This is a genomic window from Marinobacter sp. UBA3607 (assembly GCF_002375525.1).
GTDB lineage: Bacteria > Pseudomonadota > Gammaproteobacteria > Pseudomonadales > Oleiphilaceae > Marinobacter > Marinobacter vinifirmus.
On sequence record NZ_DFLY01000034.1, the window covers coordinates 34,375 to 59,604 of the forward strand.

A 25,230-nucleotide genomic window follows, 5' to 3' on the forward strand; every position below is an offset into this window, starting at 1 on the left:
GCGGAGTCTGTTAAACTGTCGGCAATTTCCTGATAACACATCCGCGAAGGCGCGTGAGGATAACAGATGAGCGACCAGAACGACCCGAAGGACACTTCCGGCGAAAACCCGATTACCACCCGCCGTGGTGTGCGCAGCTTTGTACTGCGTCAGGGCCGGATGACTGAAGGCCAGAAAAAGGCCTTTGACCGCAGCTGGCCCAAGTACGGCCTGAGCCGTGACAACGGTATGATTGACCCCCGCGAGGTGTTCGGCCGCGACAACATGCTGAACCTGGAGATCGGCTTCGGTATGGGCAAGTCGCTGGCGGATATGGCCGAAGCCGCGCCAGAGCAGGATTTTATCGGCGTGGAAGTGCACCTGCCGGGCGTGGGCGCACTGCTTAAGGATGTGGAAGACCGTGGCCTGGAGAACGTGCGGGTCTACAACATCGACGCCAATGATGTGATCGACCTGTGCCTGCCGGATGCCTCCCTCGACCGGGTGATGATCTTCTTCCCGGATCCGTGGCACAAGAAAAAGCACCATAAGCGCCGGCTGATCCAGCCCGAGTTTATTCAGCGCATCCGTCACAAATTGCGGGTGGGTGGTGTGCTGCACCTGGCCACAGACTGGGAAAACTACGCGGAACACATGCTGGAAGTGATGAACGATTCCGAAGGCTTCGCCAACACCCAGGAGCAGGGTGGCTATTCTCCGCGCCCGGATGACCGCCCGATCACCAAGTTCGAGAAGCGTGGCGAGAAGCTCGGCCACGGCGTTTGGGACTTGCTGTTCTATCGCACCAACTGATCTGCTGCCCCGGCGCTTACTCAGCCACGCGGCTTAGCCAGGCTGGCTGAGGGGGTGCCGGCGCGCCGCCCGGATCACCACCAATCCCGCAATACCCAGCATCACTCCGGTAATCTTTACCAGCGCCAGGATCGCAGCGGAGCTGCTCATGGCATCGGTCGGCGTTGCGAGGTTATTCAGCAGCACCGAGTTTTCCGCTACGTCACACAACCCTGCAATTACAAACAGTACCCGCACCCAGCGCGCTACCTTGCGTTCCCGGATACCCGGCCGGTCCCGGGTAAAGTGCCGGGTCAGCTGAAGCAGGGCCGCGAGCCAGGCCACGGTGAACAGCAGCCCGAGCCACAGCGAGAGTTCTGCGAAAGCCAGGTTCTCCTGCCCCCAGCTCTGCAGTATGGCACCGCTTTGTTCAGCCGTTGCCGCCAACTGGAAGCTGAAAATGCCCTGGGGCGCGGCTTCGGTTTTCAGGGACTGGTTAAGCACCGCGATGACCAGAAACAGGCCGACGGCCAGCACCAGGGACGCCTTCATGGGCGAACGCATGGGTTTTACCGGCAGGAACGGTGGACGCTGTACGGTAACCATCAGAGAAATTGCTCCAGCAGGCTGTTCAGATACCTCTGCCCCTGCTCCGTTGCCTGAATCCGGTGCGGGGTCAACAAACCCTGTTTTCTTAATGATTCAAGTTGTACCGCAACCGTGCTCAGGGGTAAACCGGTTCGTTCATTGAACAGTTGCTCATCAGCCCCCTGTTTCAGGCGCAGGGCATTCATCATGAACTCCAGTGCCCGGTCTTCCGGCTCGATGGCTTCGGTGCCTGAAGTGCGGCTGCCGATCCGGTTCAGATAGGCGTCCGGCTGCCGGGTTTTCCAGTAACGAATGATGCGCCCGTCTTCGAGGCTGACCTTGCCGTGGGCACCTGCACCCAGGGCCAGGTAATCGCCGAACAACCAGTAATTCAGGTTATGGCGGCTTTCCCGGCCGGGCCGGGACCAGGCGGACACTTCATAGTCGGTGAAGCCGGCAGCATGCAGAAACTCCGAGCCCTGCTGGTAGATGGCCCAAAGCCGGTCGTCATCCGGCAGCGGTGGCGGCCGGGAGAAGAACTCGGTATTGGGCTCGATGGTCAGCTGGTACCAGGACAAGTGCGCAGGGTTGTGGCTCAGGGCCTCTCGCAAGTCGCCTATCGCCTGTTCCGGGGTCTGGCCCGGCAGGCCGTGCATCAGGTCGATATTGAAATTGTCGAAGCCGGCGGCCCGGGCTGCTGCGATGGCCTCGTGGGCGGCCTGGGCATTATGGATACGGCCCAGCGTTTTCAGGTGCTCCGGGTTGAAGCTCTGCACACCGATCGACAGCCGGTTAATGCCGGCTTCCCGAAAGCTCTCAAAGCGGCCGGCTTCCAGAGTGCCGGGGTTGGCCTCAAGGGTAATCTCGGCGTTGTCGCTAAAGTCCATACGCTGGCGTAAAGCCGTAAACAGCTGCTGGTAGAAGTCCCCGGTCACCAGTGACGGGGTGCCGCCACCGATAAACACGCTTTCGATGGGGCGGCTGCGCAGGTAGGCAAGGTCGGGCTCCAGGTCCTCCAGGATGGCCTGCAGGTACGCCGCTTCCGGGATATCGCCCCGGATGGCGTGGGAGTTGAAATCGCAGTAGGGGCACTTGCGCACGCACCAGGGTACGTGGATGTACAGGCTCAGGGGCGGGCAGACCGCCACGGGGGAGGTGGCGGTCATGCCGTCAGGCCTCCGCCTTTAACTGTTCCAGCAGGCTGGCCAGGGCGCGGCCACGGTGGCTGACACTGCCTTTCTGCTCCCGGGTCAGCTCGGCGGCGCTGCAGTCGAATTCGGGGGCGTAGAACACCGGATCGTAGCCAAAGCCGCCTTCACCGCGGGCCTCGGCCAGGATTCTGCCGGGCCAGCGGCCGTGGCAGATAACCGGAGTGGGATCGTCGGCGTGGCGCAGGTACACCAGCACACAGTGGAACTGGGCGCTGCGCTGTGCTTCCGGAACGTCTTTCAGGGCCGTCAGCAGGGCCTGCACGTTGTCGGCATCGGAAGCATTGGCGCCGGCATAGCGGGCAGAGCGCACACCGGGTTGGCCACCAAGGGCATCCACTGCCAGCCCGCTGTCATCCGCCAGTGCGGGCAAACCGGTTTCCCGGGCGGCATGGCGGGCTTTGAGAATGGCGTTCTCCACAAAGGTGACCGCCGGTTCTTCAGCTTCACCCACGCCCAGCGCGCCCTGGGCAACGGGCTCAAGCCCGAGTGGGCCGAGCAGGTCCGTCAGTTCGGCAATCTTGCCCTTGTTGTTACTGGCGATGACGAGTTTCTGTGACATAGGTTCAGTCGTTAAACAGCGTGTGGGAAAACCGCACCGGCAGGTCCTGCTGGTGGCCGGTGGGGCGGGCAGTAATGTTGAAGGTCATCAGGTCGCCGGACCGGTACTGGTACTGGGCGATGAAGTACACAGCATCGCCTTCCTGGATGCGCCGGAACGCCAGGAAGTTTACCTGCTGGATGTCGTTGGACACCTGGCCTTCAACCTGGCCACCCACAGGCGCAGGCTGGCCGTGTTCGTTCTCGGCCATGATGGAAATGTTGACGATGCCGATGCCCTTGCTGCGCTGCAGTTTGTTGGCCTTGGCGACTTCCGGGTCCAGGAAGGTGCTGGGAAAAACGCTCCAGTTAACCTGGTAGTCGCCAAAATCTTTCTCCCCGGCCTGGGCCTGAACGGCTACCAACAGGGCAAAGGCCAGAAACACCAGTTTTGAAACAGTGCGTGTGATCATCATGGGTTCTCCCGTGTGATGCGGTAGATGGCAATTTCTCCCAGCAGGTTCGGCCACAGCCTGGCCAGCCAGCTGTTCTGGTGCTGGCCGTCGACCACCCGCCGGCTCTTGATGCGAATACCTTTCTGGCGGCACAGCGCCTCGAAATCCTTGAAGGTGCACAGCCGGATATTGGGCGTGTTATACCACTTATACGGCAGCGCGTTGGATTCGGGCATGCGGCCGCTCAGGGCCAGGCCCCAGCGCAGTCGCCAGTGGGCAAAGTTGGGGAAGGTCACAATACCTTCCCGGCCTACCCGCAGCATTTCTTCGATGACTTTGTCTGGCCGGCGAACGGCTTGCAGGGCCTGGGTCATCAACACCACATCGAACATGCCGTCATCGAAGTTGTCCAGGCCCTGGGTATCCAGGTTCTGCTCGATCACGCTCACGCCCTTGCCCATGCAGGTGGTGATGTGGTCCGGGTTGATCTCCAGGCCAAAGCCGCTGGCGCCCCGTTCCCTCTGAAGGAAGTCGAGCAGGGTGCCATCGCCGCAGCCGAGGTCCAGTACGTGGTGGCCGGGTTCAACCCATTGCTGGATGATTTCGAGGTCTGGTCTCATGCGCCAACCTCCCTGGCAACACGGTCCATGTAGGCCGTGAAGATGTCGGTGTATCTGGGTGTCGGGATCAGGAACGCATCGTGGCCCCAGGGCGCATCAATTTCCGCGTAGCTGACTTTCTTGCGGGCGGAGATCATGGCATTCACCATCTCTTCCGACCGTTCCGGCGAGAACCGCCAGTCGGTGCTGAATGACAGCACCAGGTATTCGCACTGTGCCGGTGCCAGGGCCTTTGACAGGTCGCCGCCGTGCTCGTAGGCCGGGTCGAAGTAGTCCAGCGCCCGGGTCATCAGCAGGTAGGTGTTGGCATCGAAACTTTCGGAGAAACGCTCGCCCTGGTAGCGCAGGTAGCTTTCTACCTGGAATTCGGCATCGAAGCCGAACTTGTAGGCTTCTTCCCGCAGTTCCCGGCCAAATTTCTCGCCCATGGACGCGTCAGACAGATAGGTAATGTGGCCGACCATGCGCGCCAGCATCAGCCCCCGGCGAGGTAGAACGTCGTGTTCGTAGTAGCGGCCTTCGTGGAATTCCCGGTCCGAGGTGATGGCCTGCCGGGCCACTTCGTTGAAGGCGATGTTCTGGGCGCTGAGCCGGGGGGTCGAGGCAATCACCACTGCATGCCGAACCCGCTCCGGGAAATCCAGGCTCCACTGCAAAGCCTGCATGCCGCCCAGGGAGCCGCCCACAACCGCCGCCCATTGCTGGATGCCGAGATGATCGGCCAGTCGGGCCTGGCTTTTTACCCAGTCTGCTACGGTAATAACCGGAAAGTCCGGGCCGTAGAGTTTGCCGGTGGACGGATTGACGGAACCGGGCCCGGTGCTGCCGTGGCAGCCGCCAAGGTTGTTCAGGCTGACCACAAAGAAGCGGTTGGTATCTATCGGTTTGCCGGGGCCAATGCAGCTGTCCCACCAGCCGGGTTTGCGCTCTTCCATCGAATGGTAGCCGGCGGCATGGTGGTGCCCGCTCAGGGCATGGCAAATCAGGATCGCGTTGTTCGCATCGGCATTCAGGGTGCCGTAGGTTTCCACCACCAGGTCGTAGTTCTCGAGGGACTGGCCGCAAGCCAGGTCGATCGGGGCGTCAAAATGGATGGTCTGCGGGCTGACAAGGCCAACGGAATCCGAGGGCAGGGAATCGGGCATGGGTGTGTTGAGTTCCTGATCCGGTCCACAAGGTTCTGGCCATAGGCCATGGGGTGCGCGGAAAAAACGCGCCAGCACTGCAGTTTAAAGGCGGGGGGTGGTTGCTGCAACCGGCGCGGTGCCGGCGAGCAAGGCCCGGAGCCCGGGGGTGTGCTGCCCGGGCTCCGGTATGTCAGACAGCGCCGGAAATATTTACCACCTTCTGCTGCAGCAGGGTGGGGGCCGGTTTGCGGATTTGCCGCATCATGGCATCGGCCAGCTCCAGTTGTTTGCGCAGGTCAGCAATGGTGTGGTCCAGCCGCTCCCGTTCACTCCGGGTGTCGCGGTCGGTTCGCACCATATCGCGCAGGCGGCGGATCTGGTGCTCCAGCAACTGCTTCTGCTCCATGGAGTACTGCATGATCGGCAGAAGGGCCTCATGGGGCCAGCGCTCCACGTCAGCTCGCACCCGGGCATGCAGGGTGCGGGCTTCACCCACCATCACGTTGAAGAACCGTCGAACCAGCAGGGATTGCTCGGTCAGCAGGTTCTTTGGGCTGACCCTGAACCGCCTGGCTTTCTTGCGCAATTCCCGCACCGCGATCACATGGCGTCCGGCCCGCAGGGGGATAGGCTCCAGGTACCGTGCCCGGTTATCTTCGTTATAGCGGCGGTAGATGGCGCCAACCATTTTTTCCGCGAGGTGGCCCTCGCTGAGCAGGTTGGTCAGGTCGGTTTCCAGTAGCTCGAAGAAGTGATCCATCGCCGCGTTCATGCCCGCGGTCGTCCAGCAATTCGACATTTTCAGCCGTACCTTCGCGGCATGGGCTTCAAAGCGTTCCTCGCTCACCAGCTTGCGCAACATCTCGCCTTGGGAGTCCATCAGCCGCCGGGATGAGCGCAGGGTAATCAGCTTCTTATAGTAGAAGTCGTAATCCTTGTGGGCCCGCTCGGCGAGCCGGGCAATGGGTGCCTTGTCTACGGTGGCGCCGGTGCAGGCCGTGCGTTCCTCTTCCAGGGCCGACAGCCGGATATGCATGGCCGCCTGGCTGTTCTGCAGCATCCCCAGGAGATCGTTGATCAGGTTCTGGGTGATCAGCTCTTCCTTGTGCATCAGGATGCGGCGGACAATCAGTTGCTCGAGTTGGTCGATGTTGGAGCGTTTAAACAGGGCATCGTCATTGCGAACACGGCTGATCAGGCCCTGCTTGGCAGACAGCGGAATCACATCCTGCTGGCGGATGCCCAGGTGGTCAGCGGTGTAGCCGCGCACCCGCTCGATGGCATCGTTGGTATTTTGCTCGCCCTGCAGGTCGTCCCAGAGTACGTCGATCTTGTTCAGTACCGCGAAGCGGCCAGCCCGGTGGTCGGCGTACTCGGTGTCGATATGCTCGTTCCAGATCGCCATATCGCTGGCGGTTACACCGGTGTCGGCACTGAGCACAAAGATAATGGCGTGGGCCCGGGGCAGCATGCTGATGGTCAGCTCCGGCTCGGAACCCAGGGCGTTCAGGCCCGGGGTATCGAGAATGCGCAAGCCGCGTTCGAACAGCGGGTGGCGAATGCTGATCTGGGCGTTACGCCAGGCCGGTACCAGTACGTTGCCGGGGTTGCTGCGGTCGTGCTCCAGCATGTCCTCGTCGAACCCGAGCTTGCGGGCCTGCTGGGGCGTTACGCTCTTGGTGCGGGCAACTTCGGCCAGCACTTCTCGCATCACTTCGGGGTCGTGCTCGTCCAGGTCGTGCCTGACCCAGTGCTCCGGTTGCTTGCGCAGTTGCTGCAGGGAGAGTTCGCCGGTGCGGGTTTCGATCGGCAGCAACAGCAGGTAATTCTGGTTGGCGCTGCGGTCGTAGAACAGCTCGGTGGGGCACATGGTGGTGCGGCCCGCCTGGGACGGCAGCATGCGCTGGCCATAGCCGGAGAAGAACAGGGCATTGATCAGCTCGGTCTTGCCCCGGGAGTATTCCCCGGCAAAGGCGATGGTCAGCTCATCTTCAATGAGCAGCTCTAGGCCGTTACGGATGCGGGTGCTGACGTCTTCTGAGAAAAGGTCGTTGTCCTGCAGCCACAGCCGGTAACGGCCGATCTGCCGGATGAGTTCCTTCTTCCAGTTATGATAGGCCTCAACCTGCTGCGACAGAGTTCCCTGCATTTTCATCGGTTTATCCTTCTGCGCGACTTCCGGGTGCTCCCAGATTAAATGCCGTTAATCATAACCGCTTTGCCGGTTTTTGGCGCCTGAACCTGTCGCGGATCAAGGCGGAAGGCCCGGGATGACAAAATAAAAAAGCCGGAAAATCAAAAGGTTGATCTTCCGGCTCTCAAAAAGTCTGCGTTCCGACTTTTGTGTAACAAAATGTATTTTCGAGACCTGTTTTACATCCCGAGGCCGATCGAGCCGAGGCCGGCAGCCACCTTCATGTGATCGATCACCACAGTAATCACGTTCAGGATCAGGAACACGATGATCGGAGACAGGTCCAGCCCGCCCATGGATGGCATCATGTTGCGCACAGGCCGCATTACCGGCTCGGTAATCTGCGCCACCAGCTGGATAGCCGGGTGACCGCTCTGGGGCGCAATCCAGCTCACCACAACCACCGCGATAACCGACCAGAAGTAGATCTTCACAATCAGGCTGAGCACGTTCAGCACCGCCCACACCAGCAGGGTGATGGGGTTGATGGCGGGGATGCCGCCGTTCAGGGCGACCAGGATCAGGAAGAAGGTGATGGCCTGGATAATGACGGCCAGTACCAGCGCGGCGCCGTCAATGCCGCCCCAGCCGGGAATGAATCGGCGCAGGGGGCGCAGCGGCGGGTTGGTGGCCTTCACCACAAACTGGGAAATGGGGTTGTAGAAATCCGCCCGCGCCAGTTGCAGCAGAAAGCGCAGCAACACGATGGTCATGTAGAAGGTGGACGCGATCAGCAGGATGGTAATGACAATGTCTGCCAGCATGAAGCTGTGTCTCCGTTATCGGTTACTGTTTGTCTGCCAGTTCTTTGGACATTTCTTGCGAGCGTTCGAAGGCGGCATTATAGGCTTTCTGCACCAGGTCTCGCATGCCGCCGTCTTCAAAGGTATTGATGGCCCGCTCGGTGGTGCCGCCGGGCGACATCACATTGCGTTTTAGCTGGGCCGGGTCGTGTTCGCTGCGGGCCGCCATCTCCGCGGCGCCAGCCATGGTCTGGATGGCCAGTTCCCGGGCAGTTTTCGGGGCGATGCCGGCTTCGGTGGCGGCCGCTTCAAGCGCTTCGAGCATCAGGAAGAAGTAGGCCGGGCCACTGCCGGACAGCGCGGTTACGCCATGCAGTTGTTCTTCATCCTCCACCCACAGGGCAGAGCCAATGCTTTCAAATACCGACTGCACCATGGTTTTCTGTTCGGCTGTTACCGCCGCATTGGCGAACAGGCCGGCGGCGCCTTTGCCAACCAGTGACGGCGTATTGGGCATTACCCGCACCAGGGGCAGGCCACCACCGAGCCAGCCGTCCAGGGTGTCAGACGCCAGGCCGGCGGCAATAGACACCATCAGCGGCCGGGTATTCTGAACCACCGGGGCGATATCCCGGCAAACCTCTGCCATCACCTGGGGTTTCACCGCCAGCACCACCATGTCGGCCTGTTGGGCGCAGTGGCGGTTGTCGGTGGTCACGCTTACACCGAAGCGATCGCGCAGGGCCTGCAGGTGGCTGTCGTCGGGCGCGCTGACCCAGATGTTTCCGGCCTGGTAGCCGTTATCAAGCATGCCGCCAATAATGGCGCTGGCCATATTGCCGGCACCGATAAAGGAAATGGTGGATGAGTTGCTCACGGTAAACTCCGGGCTTGGTCGATGGATTCGTTGATCCGGATGATAGCAGGAACCGGGCCGATCAGCTCAGGCTCTGTTTTTCGCCCGGGCTCCGAACAGGGCGGTGCCCACCCGAACCCAGGTGGCACCTTCGGCAATGGCCAGTTCCAGGTCGTCAGACATACCCATGGAAAGGGTATCCAGCGGGCCGGCGTCCGGGTGGTCCTGTTTCAGGTTTTTCAGGGTGCCGGCCAGTTTTCGGAAACTCAGCCGCAGCTCCGATTCCGGCTGGTCCGGGTCCGGAATGGCCATCAGCCCGCGCAGGCTGATGTTTGGCAGGTCACTGATTGCCGATACCAGCTCCGGCAGTTCGTCCAGTGTGCAGCCGGACTTGCTGTCTTCGTTGTTGATGTTCACCTGCAGGCAAATGTTCAGGGCCGGCAAAGACTCCGGCCGCTGTTCGCTCAGCCGGCGGGCAATCTTCAGGCGATCCACGCTGTGTACCCAGGCAAAGGCCTCGGCAATCTGCCGGGTTTTGTTGGACTGGATAGGCCCGATGAAGTGCCATTCGATGCCATGCAGGTCTTCCAGCGCACCAATCTTGTCGAGCGCTTCCTGAAGGTAGTTTTCACCGAATGCCTTTTGCCCGGCTTCGAATGCGGCGCGCAGGTCTTCCGGTGGCCGGGTCTTGCTGACTGCCAACAGGCGCACACTGTCGGGGTCGCGCCCGGCCTTCAGTGTTGCTTTTTGTATGCGTCGGGTTACGCTCCCGATGTTGTCTGCTATGCTGCTCATAGTGTGAGTTTGCCGCTTCTGGACTAAAAGAAAAAGCCCTCCGAGGAATCCTATGGATATTACTGAACTGCTTGCCTTCTCGGCCAAACAGGGTGCGTCGGATTTGCACCTGTCTTCCGGTTTGCCCCCGATGATTCGTGTTGATGGCGATGTTCGTCGTATCAACCTTCCGCCCATGGAGCACAAAGAAGTGCACGGGCTGATCTACGACATCATGAACGACAAGCAGCGTAAGGATTACGAAGAGTTCCTGGAAACCGACTTCTCGTTCGAGGTGCCCGGCGTGGCCCGTTTCCGGGTTAACGCCTTCAACCAGAACCGCGGTGCCGGCGCCGTGTTCCGGACCATCCCCTCGAAGGTTCTGACCATGGAAGATCTGGGCATGGGCCAGGTTTTCAAGGATATCTCCTCGGTGCCCCGTGGCCTGGTGCTGGTCACCGGCCCCACCGGTTCCGGTAAGTCCACCACCCTGGCGGCGATGATGGACTACATCAACGACACCCGCTACGAGCACATCCTCACCATTGAGGACCCGATCGAATTCGTGCACGAATCCAAGAAGTGCCTGGTGAACCAGCGTGAAGTGCACCGGGACACCCTGGGCTTCAACGAAGCCCTGCGTTCGGCCCTGCGGGAAGACCCCGACATCATCCTGGTGGGCGAATTGCGGGACCTGGAAACCATCCGCCTGGCCCTGACCGCCGCCGAAACCGGCCACCTGGTATTCGGCACCCTGCACACCACCTCCGCGGCCAAGACCATTGACCGGGTGGTTGACGTATTCCCGGCGGAAGAAAAATCCATGGTCCGTTCCATGCTGTCAGAATCCCTGCAGGCGGTTATCTCCCAGACCCTGATGAAGAAAATGGGTGGCGGCCGGATTGCGGCCCACGAAATCATGATCGGTACCCCGGCTATCCGGAACCTGATCCGGGAAGACAAGATCGCCCAGATGTACTCGTCTATCCAGACCGGTGGCTCCATTGGCATGCAGACCCTGGACCAGTGCCTGGAGCGTTTGCTGCAGAAGGGCCTCATCTCTCGCGAACAGGCTCGAGCCAAGGCCAAGATGCCGGATAACTTCTGAGATAAGTAGGTAGCAAGATGGAATTCGAAAAACTGTTGCGGTTGATGGTCGAGAAGGGTGGTTCAGACCTGTTCATTACAGCAGGCGTACCTCCCAGCATGAAAGTGAACGGCAAGGTTCTGCCGGTCACCAAGAACGCCCTGACACCGGAACAGACCCGCGAGCTGGTGTACGGCGCCATGAACGACAAACAGCGCGCCGAATTCGACGAAAGCCACGAATGCAACTTTGCCATCAGCGCCCGGGGTATCGGCCGTTTCCGTGTGTCCGCCTTCTTCCAGCGCAACCTGTGCGGTATGGTGCTGCGGCGTATCGAAGTGAAGATCCCGCAGATTGACGACCTGGCGCTGCCGGAAATCGTCAAGGACCTGGCCATGACCAAGCGGGGTCTGATCATGTTTGTGGGTGCCACCGGTACCGGTAAGTCCACCTCGCTGGCGGCCATGCTGGGGCACCGTAACCGCAACAGTCGCGGCCACATTATTTCCATCGAAGACCCGATCGAATTCGTGCACCAGCACCAGGGTTGTATCGTGACCCAGCGGGAAGTGGGTATTGATACCGAAAGTTTCGAAGTGGCCCTGAAGAACACCCTGCGCCAGGCGCCGGACGTTATCCTGATCGGTGAGGTGCGTACCCGCCAGACCATGGAATACTCCGTGCAGTTCGCCGAAACCGGCCACCTGTGCCTGGCCACCCTACACGCCAACAACGCCAACCAGGCGCTGGACCGGATTATCCAGTTCTTCCCGCCTGAGCAGCACAACCAGATCTGGATGGATCTGTCCCTGAACCTGAAGGCTATTGTGGCCCAGCAGCTGGTACCCACGCCGGACGGCAAAGGCCGGAAGGCCGTTATCGAAGTCCTGATTAACACCCCGCTGGTGGCTGACCTGATCCGTAAGGCAGAGGTACACAAGCTCAAAGAACTGATGGCGAAGTCGAACGAATCCGGCATGCAGACCTTCGACCAGGCCCTGTACCGTCTATACTCTGAAGGCTCGATTACCTACGAGGATGCGCTGGCCCATGCCGACTCCGCCAACGACCTGCGTTTGATGATCAAACTGGGCGCAGATGCCCAGGGGGCTGACAAGCTGTCCTCTACCGTCGACAAACTCTCGATCCAGCACGATTAATTCCGCAGTACAAAGCCCCGGCTCCGGGGCTTTGATTTAAGACAAAAGTCGTAGATGGTTAGCCTGTTGAATCAGTAGCTTTGGCATTTGAGGCCGTTGCCATGTGCTGCGTATACTCCGCGCGAAACTAATAAGGAGACACCATGCACAAGAACACCAATGCACTCGTAAAAGCAATCCGCTTTGCTACCCTGGCCGCTGTTGCGGCACCTGCCAGCGTAATGGCCGGTGGTTTCTCTCTGAACGAACAAAGCGCCAGCCAGATGGGCGTCGCCAACGCCGGCGCTGCCGCCAACCCCGAAAACGCTACCACCGTGCTGTTTAACCCGGCGGGCATGAGCCAGCTGTCTGGTACCAATATTTCTTTTGGTGCGGCGGTTCTGGATATTGATGCTGAGGCGAAGAGTGCTTCCGCTAAGAATCAGCTCGGTGGAGACGTTTCTGGTTCTACGGGTGGTGACATTGCGGACGCAGCAGTGCTTCCGAACTTCTACCTGACCCACGAGATCAATGATTCGATTGATGTAGGTTTCGGCATTCATGCCCCTTATGGTTTGGCTGCTGATTATGATGATGACTTTGTTGGTCGTTATTTCGCCGACAAGACGGAGTTAACTGTAATCTCATTTTCTCCTGCGATTTCCATCAATAACGGCAAAGGCCTGTCGATGGGGTTGGGGCTAAACGTTATGTATGCTGAAGGTCGCTTGACGAAGTTCCAAGACTACTCTGGTGCTTATGGCCGTTGGCAGAAAGGGTATAACGATATCGGTGCTATCACCGCTCCAGCCCCCCCTTCAGCGATTGGTGTACCTGACCCTAGCTCTGTGAACGGTTTTGAACAAGGCTACGCAGATATCGAGGGCGACGATATTGCAGTTAATTTCCGTATAGGCTTCTTATACGAACTGTCGGAAAAAACTCAGATTGGTTTGTCTGCACAGACTCCAACACGATTTGACTTGGAAGGCGATGCGAAGGTAAGCAACATTCCAGACACGACGGTTGTAACGTTGCCCGGTGTAGGTGACCAAGTGTTTCCGACAGGAGCTCAATCTACACAGACCGAAAAAGTGAAGGTTCCTTTAGAGATTCCTGAGAGCCTGACCGTTGGTCTGCGTCATCAAATAGCTGACGATTGGACAGTTCTGGCCGGTGCTACGTATGCTCGCTGGGGCCGCTTTGAAGAACTGGATATTAACTCCAGAGAAGGCGCGAGCGGCGACGTTTCGAGTGCAACTGGCCGCACAGGCGATACTCCAATCACCCACATTACCGAGAAATGGAAAAACACCTGGCAGTTCAACGTTGGTGGAATCTGGCAGGCGACTCCCGAGTGGGCTTTCAAAGCAGGCTACGCGTTTGATGAGTCACCTGTGGACCAGTTCGTGACGGCACGTATTCCATCTGAAGATCGCCACTGGCTGACGCTGGGTGCACAGTGGAATGATGTGGCAAGTGGCTGGACCGTTGATGCAGCGGTTGGAACCCTGATCTTTGCGGACGACGTGAAGGTTAATGAGTTCCAATACCAGCACGATGCGCCGTCCCAGAAGGACCCAAATGCTGGTGCGTCTAACTACACAGCTGAATACGAACTCAGCGCCTGGAGTGCTGCGATCGAGTTCAGCAAAGCCTTCTAATCAGCTGACCTCAACTCAGGGCTGATTCCCTCTGGAATCAGCCCACCACCTGCCCCCGGTAGATCACTTTCTTCTGCCGGGGGCAGGGTTCCCCCTGTACAGAACTCTTCTCCTGCCGGCCAGCGGCAATCGGCTGTCCCCGGTACATTCGCGGCGCCACACGTTCCTCTTCCGTTTCCTCGTTCAGTTCCGGCACCCGTTGTTTCAGGGCTTGCCAGGTATACACCAGGTTCTTTGACCGGCTCTTGCCGGCATAACTGGCCAGGTTCTGCGCCAGGTCGGCTTCGTTAAGGTGGAGTTTAACCCCGAACTCGGACTGGATCAGGCGCCGGCACTGGTGCACCAGCTTTAACAGGGAAGGGTCGAACAGCCAGTTGCGTTCAATGGTTGCGGAATTCATGGGAAGGCCTCGCATGGATGTCACTGCATCGGGTGTTACCCCGGACACCGGGGCCGATGCAGCTTTTATGCCATGCGAGCGCCGGGTTAGTGGGCCTGGTCCCAGTTGTCGCCCACGCCGGCTTCCACCAGCAGCGGTACGTCCAGCTTTGCGGCCGCCGACATGCGTTTCACCAGTCCCTCGCGGACCTTCTCCACGGCGTCTTCCCGCACTTCGATGATCAGTTCATCGTGCACCTGCATGGTCATGCATGCGTCATTCTGGTGCTCGGCGTGCAGCCACTGGTCTACATCGATCATTGCCCGTTTGATGATATCGGCGGCGGTACCCTGCATGGGCGCGTTGATGGCGGTGCGTTCGGCAGCCTGTTGCATCTGCTTGTTACGGGCGTTGATCTCCGGCAGGTACAGCCGACGGCCAAACAGGGTTTCCACGAAGCCATCGTCGTGGGCCTGTTTGCGGATGTTATCCATGTAACGCAGCACGCCCGGGTAACGCTCGAAGTAGCGGTCGATGTATTCCTGCGCCACCTTTCTTTCCACGCCCAGCTGGCGGGCCAGGCCAAAGGCCGACATGCCGTAGATCAGGCCGAAGTTGATGGCCTTGGCGCTGCGGCGCTGGTCGGAGCTGACTTCAATCAGGCTGACGCCGAATACTTCGGCGGCCGTGGCCTTGTGGATGTCTTCGCCATGCTCGAAGGCGGTCAGCAGGCCCTTGTCACCAGACAGGTGTGCCATGATGCGCAGCTCAATCTGGGAATAGTCCGCTGCCAGCAGCTTGTAACCTTCCGGAGCGATAAACGCCTGGCGGATGCGACGACCTTCTTCGGTGCGGATGGGGATGTTCTGCAGGTTCGGTTCGGAGGACGACAGGCGCCCGGTGGCGGTGACCGCCTGGTGGTACGAGGTATGCACACGGCCGGTACGATGATGAATCAGCTCCGGCAGGGTGTCGGTGTAGGTTGATTTGAGCTTGCTCAGGCTGCGGTGTTCCACAATCAGCCGGGGCAGTTCGTGCTCGTGGGCCAGTTCCTGCAGCACCGGCTCGGCCGTGGAGGGCGCGCCCTTGGGGGTTTTCTTGATCACCCGCAGGCCGAACTTGTCGTACAGAATCGCCTGCAGTTGCTTGGTAGACCCGAGGTTGAAGCTTTCGCCAGCTACCTCGTGGGCTTCCTTCTCCAGCTCCGCCATGCGTTCGGCCAGCTCCTGGCTGTGCTGGCGCAGAGTGCTGGCACTGATCAGGGTGCCCCGCTGTTCCATGCGCGAGAGCACCGGCACCAGGGGCAGGTCGATGTCGCGGTACACGGATTCCAGTTTGCCGGTTTCTTTCAGTTTCGGGCTCAGGGCCTGATGCAGGCGCAGGGTGATGTCGGCATCTTCGGCGGCATAGGGCCCGGCTTTTTCCAGATCAATCTGGTTGAAGGTAAGCTGCTTGGCACCCTTGCCGGCGATGGATTCGTAAGTGATGGTTTGCTCGCCCAGATACTCCCGGGCCAGGCTGTCCATATCGTGGCGGGTGGCCACGGAATTGAGCACGTAAGACTCCACCATGGTGTCGTCGCTGATGCCTTCCAGGTGGATGTCGTGGTTGGCCAGCACGTTCTTGTCGTACTTCAGGTTCTGGCCGATCTTCTTCTGTTTCGGGTCTTCCAGCAGCGGTTTGAACTGGGCCAGCACTTCGTCACGGTCCAGCTGGTCCGGTGCGCCCATGTAGTCGTGGCCCAGGGGCACATAGGCCGCTTCGCCCGGCTCGATGGCAAAGGATACGCCGACAATTTCGGCGTCCATATAACGCAGGCTGGTGGTTTCGGTGTCGAAGGCGAACTGGTCGGCGGCTTTCAGGCGTTCCAGCCACTTGTCGAGCTCCGCCTGTTCGGTGATCACCGAGTACTGTTTCTCAATGGCCTTGGCCGGCTCTGTCTCGGAGGCAGCGGCTTTCTTGTCGCTGGCAGATCCTGCGTTTTCCAGCTCTGCAATCCAGCTGCGGAATTCGTATTCCTTGAACAGCTCCAGCAGGCTGTCGTCATCCTGCTCCCGCTCGGTGAGGTCTTCCAGCCCGAATTCCAGTTCCACATCCAGGCGGATGGTGGCCAGTTCCCGGCTCAGGGGCAGGGTGTCGATAGCCTCGCGCAGGTATTCACCGATCTTGCCTTTGATTTCGCCGGCGTGTTCGATCAGGTTATCCAGGTCGTTATACGCCTGCAGCCACTTTACGGCGGTTTTCGGGCCGCATTTGTTCACGCCCGGGATGTTGTCCACCTTGTCGCCCACCAGGGCCAGGTAGTCGATGATCTGCTCCGGCGTTACGCCGAACTTCTCCACTACGCCGTCACGGTCCATGGCGGTTTCGGTCATGGTGTTGATCAGGGTAACGTGGTCGCTCACCAGCTGGGCCATGTCCTTGTCGCCGGTCGACACCACTACATCGATGCCCTTGCTGGTGGCTTCGTGGGCCAGGGTGCCGATCACATCGTCGGCTTCTACCCCAGGCACAATCAGCAGCGGCAGGCCCATGGCCCGTACGATGTTGTGGATCGGCTCTATCTGCATGGCCAGGTCTTCCGGCATGGGCGGCCGGTTGGCTTTGTACTCTTCGTACATGTCGTGCCGGAAGGTTTTGCCCTTGGCATCGAAAACCACCACGACTTTTGATTCCGGGAAGTCCTGCTCCAGCCGCCGCAGCATGCTCACCACGCCTTTGATGGCGCCGGTGGGATGGTTCTTGCTGGTGGTGAGCGGGGGCAGGGCGTGGTAGGCACGGAACAGGTAGGAAGATCCGTCTACCAGAACCACGGGTGGGGTCTTTTTCTCAGTCATGTCAAAACGGGTCCGGATTCTGATTGAAGCGTGGGTTGGCTTGTGCAACTCTAGCCAGAAAGATGAACCAAAGGGTACCACGAAAATGAAACGAATCGCCTGTTCCGCCCTGTTGCTGGGCTGCTTCTGTGTGCCGGCTGTGGCCCAGGATGAGGGGGCCCTGGATGCCGTCCCGGTGGTCACGCCACAGGAGCCGCTGGTGATCTCCGATTACCAGCCGCCCGAGGGTGGTCCGGAGATTGTCATCCGCCCGGGTGAGAACGAAGTCTTCTACGAGTACCGGGTCAACGGCCAACTTATGGAGATCAAGGTGGTGCCGAAAACCGGTCCGGAATACTATCTGGTGCCTGCCGATGGCGGTGGCTGGGTGCAGGATACCGATTCAGACTTGCTGGTTCCGAGTTGGGTAATCTTCCGTTGGTGATTACCTGAGCAGTTCTAGTATGAACATTCTAATTTTTGCCCGTAACCTGACTGTGAAAGTTACCAGAAGCCGGCTGTGCTGATCGCTGAAGTGCCGGCCGAAGTTGGAAAATCACGAACGTCTGAAACGTCAGGAGAGTCATCATGGGTAAACTCAAATCTTACCAGGAACAACTGCAGGACATCGTAGAGAAGGGCATCAACGCCGCGGAAGAGCAGCAGAAGAAGCTGGCCTCCAAGCCGTTCGACTACGCCGAGAAGCTGGAAGCGGAAGCCCGCGAGTACAGCGTGAAGAGCCTGCGCAAGCGTTATAACGGCTACTCCGAAACCCTGTTCGAGCAACTGCGCTCCCTGAACGGCCGTTTCGGTAACTTCGCGGCTGAGCTGGTTGCCAAGCTGGAGAAAGAAGCGGCTGAAAGTGCTGATGCCGTATCCGAAGCCGCTGAAGATGTGGCCGAGGCGGCCCAGGACGCCAAGAAGTCAGTCACCGCCAAGAAGCCGGCTGCCCGCAAAACTGCGGCGCGTAAGCCTGCGGCCAAGAAAGAAACTGCCTCAGCCTGATTAAGGCCGGTAGTGTAAAAAGCAGAGGGCGCTCATTGAGCGCCCTCTGTTGTTTCCGGATCAGGATTTTCGCTTTCCGGGTTCAGGGGAATGGTTCGTTTATCCCCGGTAATTTCTTCCAGCCTGAGAACGTCTTCCTCGTAGGCCTTGCGCACGGACTCGATGTCTTGCTGCTGGGCTGAGATTTCCCGCTCTACCTCACGAATCTGGGCTTCCAGCCTGCGGATTTTCTCCAGCGTGGCTTCGGGGATTTCACGCCCCGCCCGCTCCATATCGGCGGCGCGGCTCTGTTCGTTATCCAGCTGCCCGGAAATTACGTTGATATTGCCGCGTTTGAGCTGGATCAGGCTGTTCATTTCCTGGATTTTCCGGCGCAGGGCCCGGATGGCCTGGTCCGGATGGCTGAAGCGCTTCAGCAATTGCCGGTCCAGCTCTTGCTGGGCCTCGAGTTGCCGCTGGCGCTCTTCTTCGGCTTGCCTGGCCGCTTCCCGCGCGGCGATTTCCTCGGCTGTCAGCGCCCGGGGTATGGTTTTCACAACCCGGCCGTTGTCGCTCAGGATTTCATAGCCGCGCTTGGTGGCTTCCTGGGGAATGGTATTGCCGATCACCAGTTGTCCATTTTCATCCGTGTAACGATACATGGTCGCCTGCGCGCCGGCAGAGGCCAGGAGCCCCAGGGCGACAAGACCGGCGAGAACCGGCGATGCGATCACACGGTGTTGCATTTATCAGACTCCGTAACGGTCCCGGTAGCTGGCTACGCTCTCCGCATGGCCGGCGAATTCCGGGTTGGACTTCAGGTAGTCCAGTACCTGTTCAAGGCGGATGATGCTGACGACCGGAATGCCGAATTCTTTTTCGACTTCCTGGATGGCCGAGAGTTCGCCATTGCCTTTTTCCTGGCGGTCCAGGGCAATCAATACGCCGGCCGGCTCGGCCCCGGCGGCCCGGATAATATCTATGGACTCCCGGATGGCGGTGCCTGCGGTGATCACATCATCCACAATCAGCACTTTACCCTGCAAGGGGGCGCCTACGATATTACCGCCTTCACCGTGATCTTTCTTCTCTTTACGGTTAAAGGCAAAAGGTTTGCTGTTACCGTCTGTTGCAAGGGCCATCGCGGTAACCGTAGCCAACGGAATGCCCTTATAGGCAGGCCCGAAAATGATGTCATAATCCAGCCCACTGCGTTCTATCGCGGCGGCATAGGCTTTGCTTAGTTGTAGCAGGTCGTCGCCGGTATTGAACAGTCCGGCATTGAAAAAGTACGGACTGGTGCGCCCGGATTTGAGGGTGAACTCTCCAAAACGCAGAACGTTCCGCTGGATGGCAAATTCGATAAATTTTTGCTGATAGTCATGCATGGCAAGGCTTCTGGCGGGATAGGATCTTTAATTAAAGCGTAAAACCGGTATCATACTACACAAACCGAATCAGGGAACACGTATGCGCGTAGTATCAATCAGCGTCAATGGCTTGGAGCAGGCTGTTGAGAAGGGCTTTTTTGACTGGCTGGCAGAGCAGGACGCTGATGTTGTCTGTGTTCAGGACCACCGGATGCGTGCCTACGAAGTTGAAGACAAAAACCTGATTCCGGAAGGGTATGAGGCCTACTTCATCGATGGCGAGCTGAACGAGCACGGCGGTGTGGGCATCTATACCCGTCACTTCCCGAAAGCCATTATGTACGGCTTTGCCAATGAGCAGGCCGACCGTGAAGGTCGCTTTATCCAGGCCGATTTCGACAAGGTATCCGTAGCCTGTGTTCTGGCGCCCTGTGCCCTGGGCCGCGAAGAGGAGCTGACCGGCGAAGACGACCTGACCGTTCTCGATCACAAAGACGAGTTCATGGAAGCCTTTGGCGTGCACATGCAGAAAACCCTGCGCAAGCGTCGTCAGTTTATCTTCTGTGCCAACCTGCAGACGGCTCACCATGTAACGGATGCCAGTCCGCTCTACCACAAGACAGATTTTTCCGGCTTCCTGCCCCATGAGCGTGCGTGGCTGGATCGTTTGTTCGATGAGATGGGCTGTATTGATGCATTCCGCGAGATCAACAAGCAGAGCAACCAGTTTACCTGGTGGCCGGAGCAGACCGAGGGTTCACGCAAGAAGGCCGGTATCCGGGTGGATTACCATTTGCTGACGCCGGGGATTCGCAAGACCATTCGCGATGGCTGGATTGATGACGGTACGCGGTTCTCTGACCATGCGCCGGTGATCATGGACTACGATATCGAAATCGGTTTTTAAGCCGATCCTTAATCTGGGGGAGGGCGCCGTTGTGGCAAGCCTTCCCCAGAACCGCTACGAGCACATATATGTAGACCTCTTGTTGCGCAAGCCTCCCAAGCTCTCGGTGGTGTAAAAAGTTAACTGGGTAAAACTGCGCACGTATATCCGGCCTTTATGATGAGTCACTTCGGTGACTCTGGCCTCAATGAAAACCGCGCCCTTGCCGCTTATCGTCCGTACGGAGTTGGAGCTCCGTGTGCTCGCCAGCATTCACAAGGGCCGGTTTAACCCTGTTAACTCATTACTCACCGCATTTGCGTGGGGTGCCTTTGCTCCTTGGGTGCTGCTTTACGCCGCCCGGTACTCCGTTTGGTGGTAGAGCATTGCCCATAGAATTCTTGCCAACTTGTTGGCCACGGCAATCACCGCTTTGTGTTTGCCTCTGCGCTCAATAACCCCTGCCGCCCAGCGTGATAGCCGGTCGGTGGCTTTATCCGTGTATCGGATGACCGACCAGGCACCCTGAACCAATAATCGGCGCAGATAGTTATTCCCTCGACGGGTGATGCGTCCGAGCTTTTGCTTGCCGCCACTGGAGTGTTCGTTCGGAACCAATCCCAGATTGGCTGCAAAGTGTCGCCCGCTCTTAAATGCCTTACCGTCACCGGCATAGGCCACCACCGCGGTTGCCGTTTTCTCCGCAACCCCTTTCACGCCCATCAGGCGCCGTGCCGGCTCCAGCTGTTTGGCTGTTTGCTTCAGTTTCGCCTCATGCATCTGTATCTGGCGATTGGCCTCTCTCCACTCTTCCAACAGACTCTGTAAGGCCTCTCTGGCAGCACAGGTCAGTGGGTTCTCCGCGTCCTCCAGCAACTCTGGTAACGCCTTGAGTAATCGCTCCTTGCCCGGCGCAACGATGACGCCGTACTCGTTCAGAAAGCCCCGGATCTGATTGATCAACGCGGTCCGGGCCTGGACCTTCCGATTGATCAGCTTATGCAGCACCAGTATGTCTGTTTGCTCCAGCGATCTCGGTTCCACAAACCGCATCCTCGGTCGCCGGGCGGCCTCTGTAATCGCAAAGGCATCGTTCCGGTCGTTCTTGTTGCCCTTCACAAACGGCTTCACATGCTGGGGCGGAATCAATAACACCTCAAAGCCCAGCTTCTTTAGCTCCCGACCCCAGTAGTTCGAACCACTGCAGGCCTCCATGGCAATCGTCGCTTCCGGATACTGCAGCAACTTCTCAATCAGCCTATTCCTGCGCACTTGATGATTGAACGCCGGGTTGCCGCTTCGGTTCACACCACAAACCTGAAAGACAGTTTTTGCCAAGTCGATTCCGATTAGGGTAACGTTCATCTGAACACCTCTTGTTGTTGACCTATTGATTTCGCACATCTAATAGTGGCGCTTTGACGCCGATCTCAACAAGAGGTGTTCATCCCATCATCCATGTGCGCTTCTCTCAGGCCATCCATGGCCTTCGAAATTCTGGGGAAGGCTTGCCACAACGCCACCCCAGACTCCTGAGTTAGCCTTTCAGGGCTTCTTTCTGCAGTTCAAACAACTGATTAATCGCTTTCCTTGCCAGCGTCAGCATGGCGTCCAGCTCTGTTTGTTCGAACGGTGCGCCTTCGGCAGTTCCCTGAATTTCGATGAACCCGCCCTGATCGGTCATGATTACGTTCATGTCGGTTTCGGCTTCGGAGTCTTCCGGGTAGTCCAGGTCGGCTACCGGGGTGCCCTTGAATACGCCTACGGAAATGGCGGCGACCATTTGCTTAAGTGGAGATTTTTTCAGGCGCTTATTCGCTACCAGGTGGTTCAGGGCGTCTACCAGGGCCACGCAGCCGCCGGTGATGGCCGCGGTGCGGGTGCCGCCGTCGGCCTGGATGACGTCGCAGTCGATGGTGATGGTGTGTTCGCCCAGGGCTTCGAGGTCTACCGCGGCGCGTAGGCTGCGGCCGATCAGGCGCTGGATTTCTACGGTGCGGCCACCTTGTTTTCCGCGGGCGGCTTCGCGGCCCATGCGGCTGCCGGTGGAGCGGGGCAGCATGCCGTATTCGGCGGTGATCCAGCCTTTGCCTTCGCCGCGCAGGAAGGGCGGTACTTTGTTCTCTACCGAGGCGGTGCAGATAACCTTGGTGTCGCCGAACTCAACCAGCACCGAGCCTTCTGCGTGGCGGGTGTAGTTGCGGGTGATGCGGACGTCTCTGGGTTGCTCGGGCGTTCTGCCGCTTGGTCGCATAGTGTGTCCTGTTTTTAAAGATGAATGTCCGGCTGTTACCGGTCGGGCGTTTTGAAAGGGCTCCGAGTATAGCATTTGGTCGGGTTCGCTGCTCCGGGCGTTTGCCTGTTAAACTCGAAACTCTGTTGAACACGACTGGAGCCATTATGATCCGCAGCATGACTGCTTTTGCCCGCAAGGATACCCGGGGTGACTGGGGTACTCTCACCTGTGAGATCCGTACCGTAAACCATCGCTACCTGGAGCCGTCTTTTCGCCTGCCGGAGGCTTTCCGTGAACTGGAAAACCGGTTTCGGGAGGAGTTGCGCAAGCAGGGGCTGAAGCGGGGCAAGGTGGATATCTCCATGCGCCTGCAGTCGGTGGAGAGCGAGGTGCAGAGCTTCGAGATCAGCGATGAAATGGCCCAGGCGGTGAACGAGGCAGCCAACCACATTAACCGTATGCTGGATAACCCGGCCCACATCAACGCACTGGATATTCTCCGCTGGCCGGGTGTGATGTCGTTGCCGGAGAAGGATTACAGCGCAGCCAAGGAAGCGGCGGCGGGGCTGTTCGCGGAAACCGTCAAGGAGCTGATGACGGTTCGTGAACGGGAAGGTGAGCGCCTGCGGCCACTGTTTGAAGACCGTCTGACCACCATGGGCAAGCTGGTGGCAGAAGTTCGGGAGAAGATGCCCCAGCTGCTGGCCGCCCAGGAGCAGAACCTTCGTGATCGCTTTGAGAAAGCCAAGGTAGAGCTGGACCCGGAGCGCGTGGCCCAGGAGATGGTCATGCTGGCCCAGAAAAGCGATGTGGCCGAAGAGCTGGACCGCCTGGATGCCCATATCAGCGAAGTCACCGACACCCTGCAAAACGACGATGCCATCGGCCGGCGCCTGGACTTCCTGATGCAGGAGCTGAACCGGGAAGCCAATACCCTGAGCAGCAAGAGCATCGATGCCGCCGTCACCCGCGCAGCGGTGGACTTAAAGGTGCTGATCGAGCAGATGCGGGAGCAGGTGCAGAACCTGGAGTGATTGACGGGCCGGGTTGAGCCGGCCCGCTTTGTTTTACTCCGCCGGTTTGATAGCCAGCAAATCCGTCCGCAAATGAGTTAGTACCTTCTCGGCGGTATTGCCGATCACCCTGGCGGCCAGTCCGGTCTTGCCGGTGGTGCCGATCACTATCATGTCGGCCTTGATTTTGTTGGCCACGCTGGGGATCACCTTCTGGGCCGGCCCGGATGCGATATGAACCTGCTCTGGCGCCAGGTGCCAGGTGTTACACAGGTGTTCAATGTGGGGCTTCAGTGCCGCCTCCCGTTTGCGGGCGTGGGCAACCGGGTCGATGATGTCCAGGTCTGCCAGGATCACCGAGGTATGCAGGGCGTGCACCAGGTGTAACTCTGTGCCCAGGGCTTTGGCCAGGTGCCAGGCCTGGTCGATAATCCGGTTGTTCAGGGCTTTTTTGACCGTTTTATCTGAGCTCAGGTCCACCGCTGCCAGGATCGGCCGGGCCTTGTTCCATTTCTGCTCGGCCACCAGCATCACCGGCGCCGGGCATTCCCGCAGTAGGTGCCAGTCTGTCGGGGTGTACAGGAAGGTTTCCGAGCGGTTTCCGGTTTTGACCACGGCGCCGATTTTCTCTTTCTGGCACTGGGCAATGACCCACAGGTGAATCTGCTTTTCCCAGACGGTTCGTGCACTGATCTTCAGGTCGTTGCAGTCGGCCAGCGCCAGCATCTGTTCCAGCCATTTCTGGCGATGGTCCATCAGCGCCTTCTTGGCCCGGTTCTGTACCTCCGGATCGCCCGGCAGGGCGTCCAGGTAGTCATGCACGAACGCCACCACTTCCACACTGGCACCGGTTGCCCGGGCCAGTTCAACACCGCGGGTCAGTGCGGTCTGGTCTTTGTGTTGGGGGTCCATGATGATCAGCAGTTTGTCCATGTCGGTATCCGTCAGCTAACGTGGAATTTGTTCCAATACTATCAGCAGAAAGTCACCCGGGGTGCGGAGATAAGTCAAACCCCGTATAATTTGCCGCTTTCTGGCCATCCGTAGTGGCCGCAAACTGTTGTTCAGGAGTCATCACGCCATGAGTCAGGCCGGTGAGCAGGGTACCCTGTTTGTGATTTCCGCCCCTTCGGGCGCGGGTAAAACCAGCCTTGTGTCGGAAATGCTCCGCCAGGATTCCCGGCTGGGGGTTTCGGTGTCTCACACAACCCGCCCGATGCGGGAAGGCGAGCAGAACGGGGTGAACTACCACTTCGTCAGCCGGGACGAGTTCGAGGCGATGATTGCCCGGGGTGACTTCCTGGAACATGCAGACGTTTTCGGCAACTACTATGGCACCTCGCAAGTATGGGTGCGGGAAACCCTGGCCACCGGGCAGGACGTCATCCTGGAAATTGACTGGCAGGGCGCTGAACAGGTGCGCCGGCTGATTCCTGAATGTGTGAGCATCTTTATTGTTCCGCCGTCGGCCGAGGTTCTGCGCCAGCGCCTGGTTGGCCGTGGTACGGACGCGCCAGACGTGGTGGAGCGCCGGCTTGCCGAGGCAGAAGAGGAGTGTTGCCACGCGGCAGAATTCGATTACCTGGTGGTGAACGACGATTTCAGTGTGGCGCTGGCTGATCTCCTGGCGATTGCGCGCAGCCACCGGCTGAAGATGGGCGTGCAGCAAGTTCGCCACGCCAGCCTGCTGTCGGGATTGTCTGGCCGCGGCTGATTGGCGTGCCGGCATGCATAGTGGCTTCCACTGTATACAAATTGAGCCGGTGCCAGTAAACTACGC

26 protein-coding genes are annotated in these 25,230 nt (G+C 59.1%); 9 read left to right on the plus strand and 17 right to left on the minus strand.

Going from position 1 to position 25,230, the window contains the following annotated elements; translation table 11 throughout:
- Positions 1 to 66: 66 nt before the first annotated feature.
- The gene (trmB, locus tag B2589_RS13285; protein WP_232902357.1) at positions 67 to 792 is read left to right on the plus strand and encodes a tRNA (guanosine(46)-N7)-methyltransferase TrmB; all 726 of its coding nucleotides are present in this window, start codon (positions 67 to 69) and stop codon (positions 790 to 792) included.
- 33 nt (positions 793 to 825) lie between these two features.
- On the opposite strand, the gene B2589_RS13290 is transcribed toward trmB, so the two are convergent.
- From B2589_RS13290 to B2589_RS13335, 10 genes are all read right to left on the minus strand, one after another.
- Positions 826 to 1,377: a hypothetical protein gene (locus B2589_RS13290; RefSeq protein ID WP_232902356.1), complete on the minus strand. Its 552-nt coding sequence runs from the start codon at positions 1,375 to 1,377 to the stop codon at positions 826 to 828.
- Entirely contained in the window at positions 1,377 to 2,525 is a 1,149-nt protein-coding gene (hemW, locus tag B2589_RS13295) for a radical SAM family heme chaperone HemW (RefSeq protein WP_232902355.1), read from the minus strand. Before hemW ends, B2589_RS13290 begins: the two co-directional genes overlap by 1 nt.
- A gap of 4 nt (positions 2,526 to 2,529) precedes the next feature.
- Entirely contained in the window at positions 2,530 to 3,129 is a 600-nt protein-coding gene (gene rdgB / locus B2589_RS13300) for an RdgB/HAM1 family non-canonical purine NTP pyrophosphatase (protein ID WP_022987587.1), read from the minus strand.
- Between the two features lie 4 nt (positions 3,130 to 3,133).
- Positions 3,134 to 3,583: a DUF4426 domain-containing protein gene (locus tag B2589_RS13305; RefSeq protein ID WP_232902354.1), complete on the minus strand. Its 450-nt coding sequence runs from the start codon at positions 3,581 to 3,583 to the stop codon at positions 3,134 to 3,136.
- Positions 3,580 to 4,182 carry a methionine biosynthesis protein MetW gene (metW, locus tag B2589_RS13310; RefSeq protein WP_232902353.1) on the minus strand — a complete coding sequence of 201 codons (603 nt, stop codon included), beginning with the start codon at positions 4,180 to 4,182 and terminating at the stop codon, positions 3,580 to 3,582. The genes B2589_RS13305 and metW overlap by 4 nt, the downstream gene beginning before the upstream one ends.
- The gene (gene metX, locus B2589_RS13315; protein ID WP_286816912.1) at positions 4,179 to 5,327 is read right to left on the minus strand and encodes a homoserine O-succinyltransferase MetX; all 1,149 of its coding nucleotides are present in this window, start codon (positions 5,325 to 5,327) and stop codon (positions 4,179 to 4,181) included. The genes metW and metX overlap by 4 nt, the downstream gene beginning before the upstream one ends.
- 172 nt (positions 5,328 to 5,499) lie before the next feature.
- Complete coding sequence (locus tag B2589_RS13320; RefSeq protein WP_286816913.1) at positions 5,500 to 7,464, minus strand: dynamin family protein; 1,965 nt, start codon at positions 7,462 to 7,464, stop codon at positions 5,500 to 5,502.
- Between the two features lie 218 nt (positions 7,465 to 7,682).
- Positions 7,683 to 8,267: a YggT family protein gene (locus tag B2589_RS13325; RefSeq protein WP_022987592.1), complete on the minus strand. Its 585-nt coding sequence runs from the start codon at positions 8,265 to 8,267 to the stop codon at positions 7,683 to 7,685.
- A 22-nt stretch (positions 8,268 to 8,289) separates the two neighbouring features.
- Positions 8,290 to 9,123: a pyrroline-5-carboxylate reductase gene (gene proC, locus B2589_RS13330; protein ID WP_286816914.1), complete on the minus strand. Its 834-nt coding sequence runs from the start codon at positions 9,121 to 9,123 to the stop codon at positions 8,290 to 8,292.
- A gap of 66 nt (positions 9,124 to 9,189) precedes the next feature.
- Complete coding sequence (locus B2589_RS13335) at positions 9,190 to 9,897, minus strand: YggS family pyridoxal phosphate-dependent enzyme (RefSeq protein ID WP_286816915.1); 708 nt, start codon at positions 9,895 to 9,897, stop codon at positions 9,190 to 9,192.
- A 52-nt stretch (positions 9,898 to 9,949) separates the two neighbouring features.
- Between B2589_RS13335 and B2589_RS13340 the strand changes: the two genes are divergently transcribed.
- The 3 genes from B2589_RS13340 (at position 9,950) to B2589_RS13350 (ending at position 13,766) form a co-directional block, all read left to right on the plus strand.
- Positions 9,950 to 10,984 carry a type IV pilus twitching motility protein PilT gene (locus B2589_RS13340; protein WP_022987595.1) on the plus strand — a complete coding sequence of 345 codons (1,035 nt, stop codon included), beginning with the start codon at positions 9,950 to 9,952 and terminating at the stop codon, positions 10,982 to 10,984.
- 17 nt (positions 10,985 to 11,001) lie between these two features.
- Entirely contained in the window at positions 11,002 to 12,123 is a 1,122-nt protein-coding gene (locus tag B2589_RS13345; RefSeq protein WP_022987596.1) for a PilT/PilU family type 4a pilus ATPase, read from the plus strand.
- Between the two features lie 143 nt (positions 12,124 to 12,266).
- Positions 12,267 to 13,766, plus strand: coding sequence for an OmpP1/FadL family transporter (locus tag B2589_RS13350; RefSeq protein WP_286816916.1), 1,500 nt, complete (start codon positions 12,267 to 12,269; stop codon positions 13,764 to 13,766).
- Between the two features lie 37 nt (positions 13,767 to 13,803).
- On the opposite strand, the gene B2589_RS13355 is transcribed toward B2589_RS13350, so the two are convergent.
- Together B2589_RS13355 and polA are read right to left on the minus strand one after the other, a co-directional pair.
- Entirely contained in the window at positions 13,804 to 14,166 is a 363-nt protein-coding gene (locus tag B2589_RS13355; protein WP_286816917.1) for a hypothetical protein, read from the minus strand.
- A gap of 86 nt (positions 14,167 to 14,252) precedes the next feature.
- The gene (gene polA, locus B2589_RS13360) at positions 14,253 to 16,982 is read right to left on the minus strand and encodes a DNA polymerase I (RefSeq protein WP_286816918.1); all 2,730 of its coding nucleotides are present in this window, start codon (positions 16,980 to 16,982) and stop codon (positions 14,253 to 14,255) included.
- 85 nt (positions 16,983 to 17,067) lie between these two features.
- Here polA and B2589_RS13365 point away from each other — a divergent pair, with 85 nt between their 5' ends.
- Positions 17,068 to 17,406 (plus strand): DUF2782 domain-containing protein, encoded by a 339-nt coding sequence (locus tag B2589_RS13365; RefSeq protein ID WP_286816919.1) that lies wholly within the window; start codon positions 17,068 to 17,070, stop codon positions 17,404 to 17,406.
- Positions 17,407 to 17,549: 143 nt separating this feature from the next.
- Complete coding sequence (locus B2589_RS13370) at positions 17,550 to 17,966, plus strand: hypothetical protein (RefSeq protein WP_022987601.1); 417 nt, start codon at positions 17,550 to 17,552, stop codon at positions 17,964 to 17,966.
- Between the two features lie 32 nt (positions 17,967 to 17,998).
- Here B2589_RS13370 and B2589_RS13375 read toward each other — a convergent pair whose 3' ends face one another.
- Positions 17,999 to 18,691 carry a DUF4124 domain-containing protein gene (locus B2589_RS13375; RefSeq protein WP_286816920.1) on the minus strand — a complete coding sequence of 231 codons (693 nt, stop codon included), beginning with the start codon at positions 18,689 to 18,691 and terminating at the stop codon, positions 17,999 to 18,001.
- 3 nt (positions 18,692 to 18,694) lie between these two features.
- A complete protein-coding gene (pyrE, locus tag B2589_RS13380; protein WP_022987603.1) occupies positions 18,695 to 19,333 on the minus strand; it encodes an orotate phosphoribosyltransferase in 639 nt (212 codons plus the stop codon).
- Positions 19,334 to 19,415: 82 nt separating this feature from the next.
- On the opposite strand from pyrE, the gene B2589_RS13385 reads away from it, so the two are divergent.
- Positions 19,416 to 20,222 carry an exodeoxyribonuclease III gene (locus tag B2589_RS13385; RefSeq protein ID WP_022987604.1) on the plus strand — a complete coding sequence of 269 codons (807 nt, stop codon included), beginning with the start codon at positions 19,416 to 19,418 and terminating at the stop codon, positions 20,220 to 20,222.
- Positions 20,223 to 20,552: 330 nt separating this feature from the next.
- Here B2589_RS13385 and B2589_RS13390 read toward each other — a convergent pair whose 3' ends face one another.
- Together B2589_RS13390 and rph are read right to left on the minus strand one after the other, a co-directional pair.
- Positions 20,553 to 21,566 (minus strand): IS110 family transposase, encoded by a 1,014-nt coding sequence (locus tag B2589_RS13390; RefSeq protein WP_286816921.1) that lies wholly within the window; start codon positions 21,564 to 21,566, stop codon positions 20,553 to 20,555.
- A 172-nt stretch (positions 21,567 to 21,738) separates the two neighbouring features.
- Positions 21,739 to 22,455: a ribonuclease PH gene (gene rph, locus B2589_RS13395; RefSeq protein ID WP_199456815.1), complete on the minus strand. Its 717-nt coding sequence runs from the start codon at positions 22,453 to 22,455 to the stop codon at positions 21,739 to 21,741.
- A 146-nt stretch (positions 22,456 to 22,601) separates the two neighbouring features.
- On the opposite strand from rph, the gene B2589_RS13400 reads away from it, so the two are divergent.
- Entirely contained in the window at positions 22,602 to 23,471 is an 870-nt protein-coding gene (locus B2589_RS13400) for a YicC/YloC family endoribonuclease (protein ID WP_058339916.1), read from the plus strand.
- A 33-nt stretch (positions 23,472 to 23,504) separates the two neighbouring features.
- Here the strand turns inward: B2589_RS13400 and B2589_RS13405 are convergent, their stop codons facing one another.
- Positions 23,505 to 24,383, minus strand: coding sequence for a universal stress protein (locus tag B2589_RS13405; RefSeq protein WP_022988810.1), 879 nt, complete (start codon positions 24,381 to 24,383; stop codon positions 23,505 to 23,507).
- Between the two features lie 148 nt (positions 24,384 to 24,531).
- Between B2589_RS13405 and gmk the strand changes: the two genes are divergently transcribed.
- Positions 24,532 to 25,164: a guanylate kinase gene (gene gmk, locus B2589_RS13410; RefSeq protein WP_286816922.1), complete on the plus strand. Its 633-nt coding sequence runs from the start codon at positions 24,532 to 24,534 to the stop codon at positions 25,162 to 25,164.
- Positions 25,165 to 25,230: the final 66 nt, after the last annotated feature.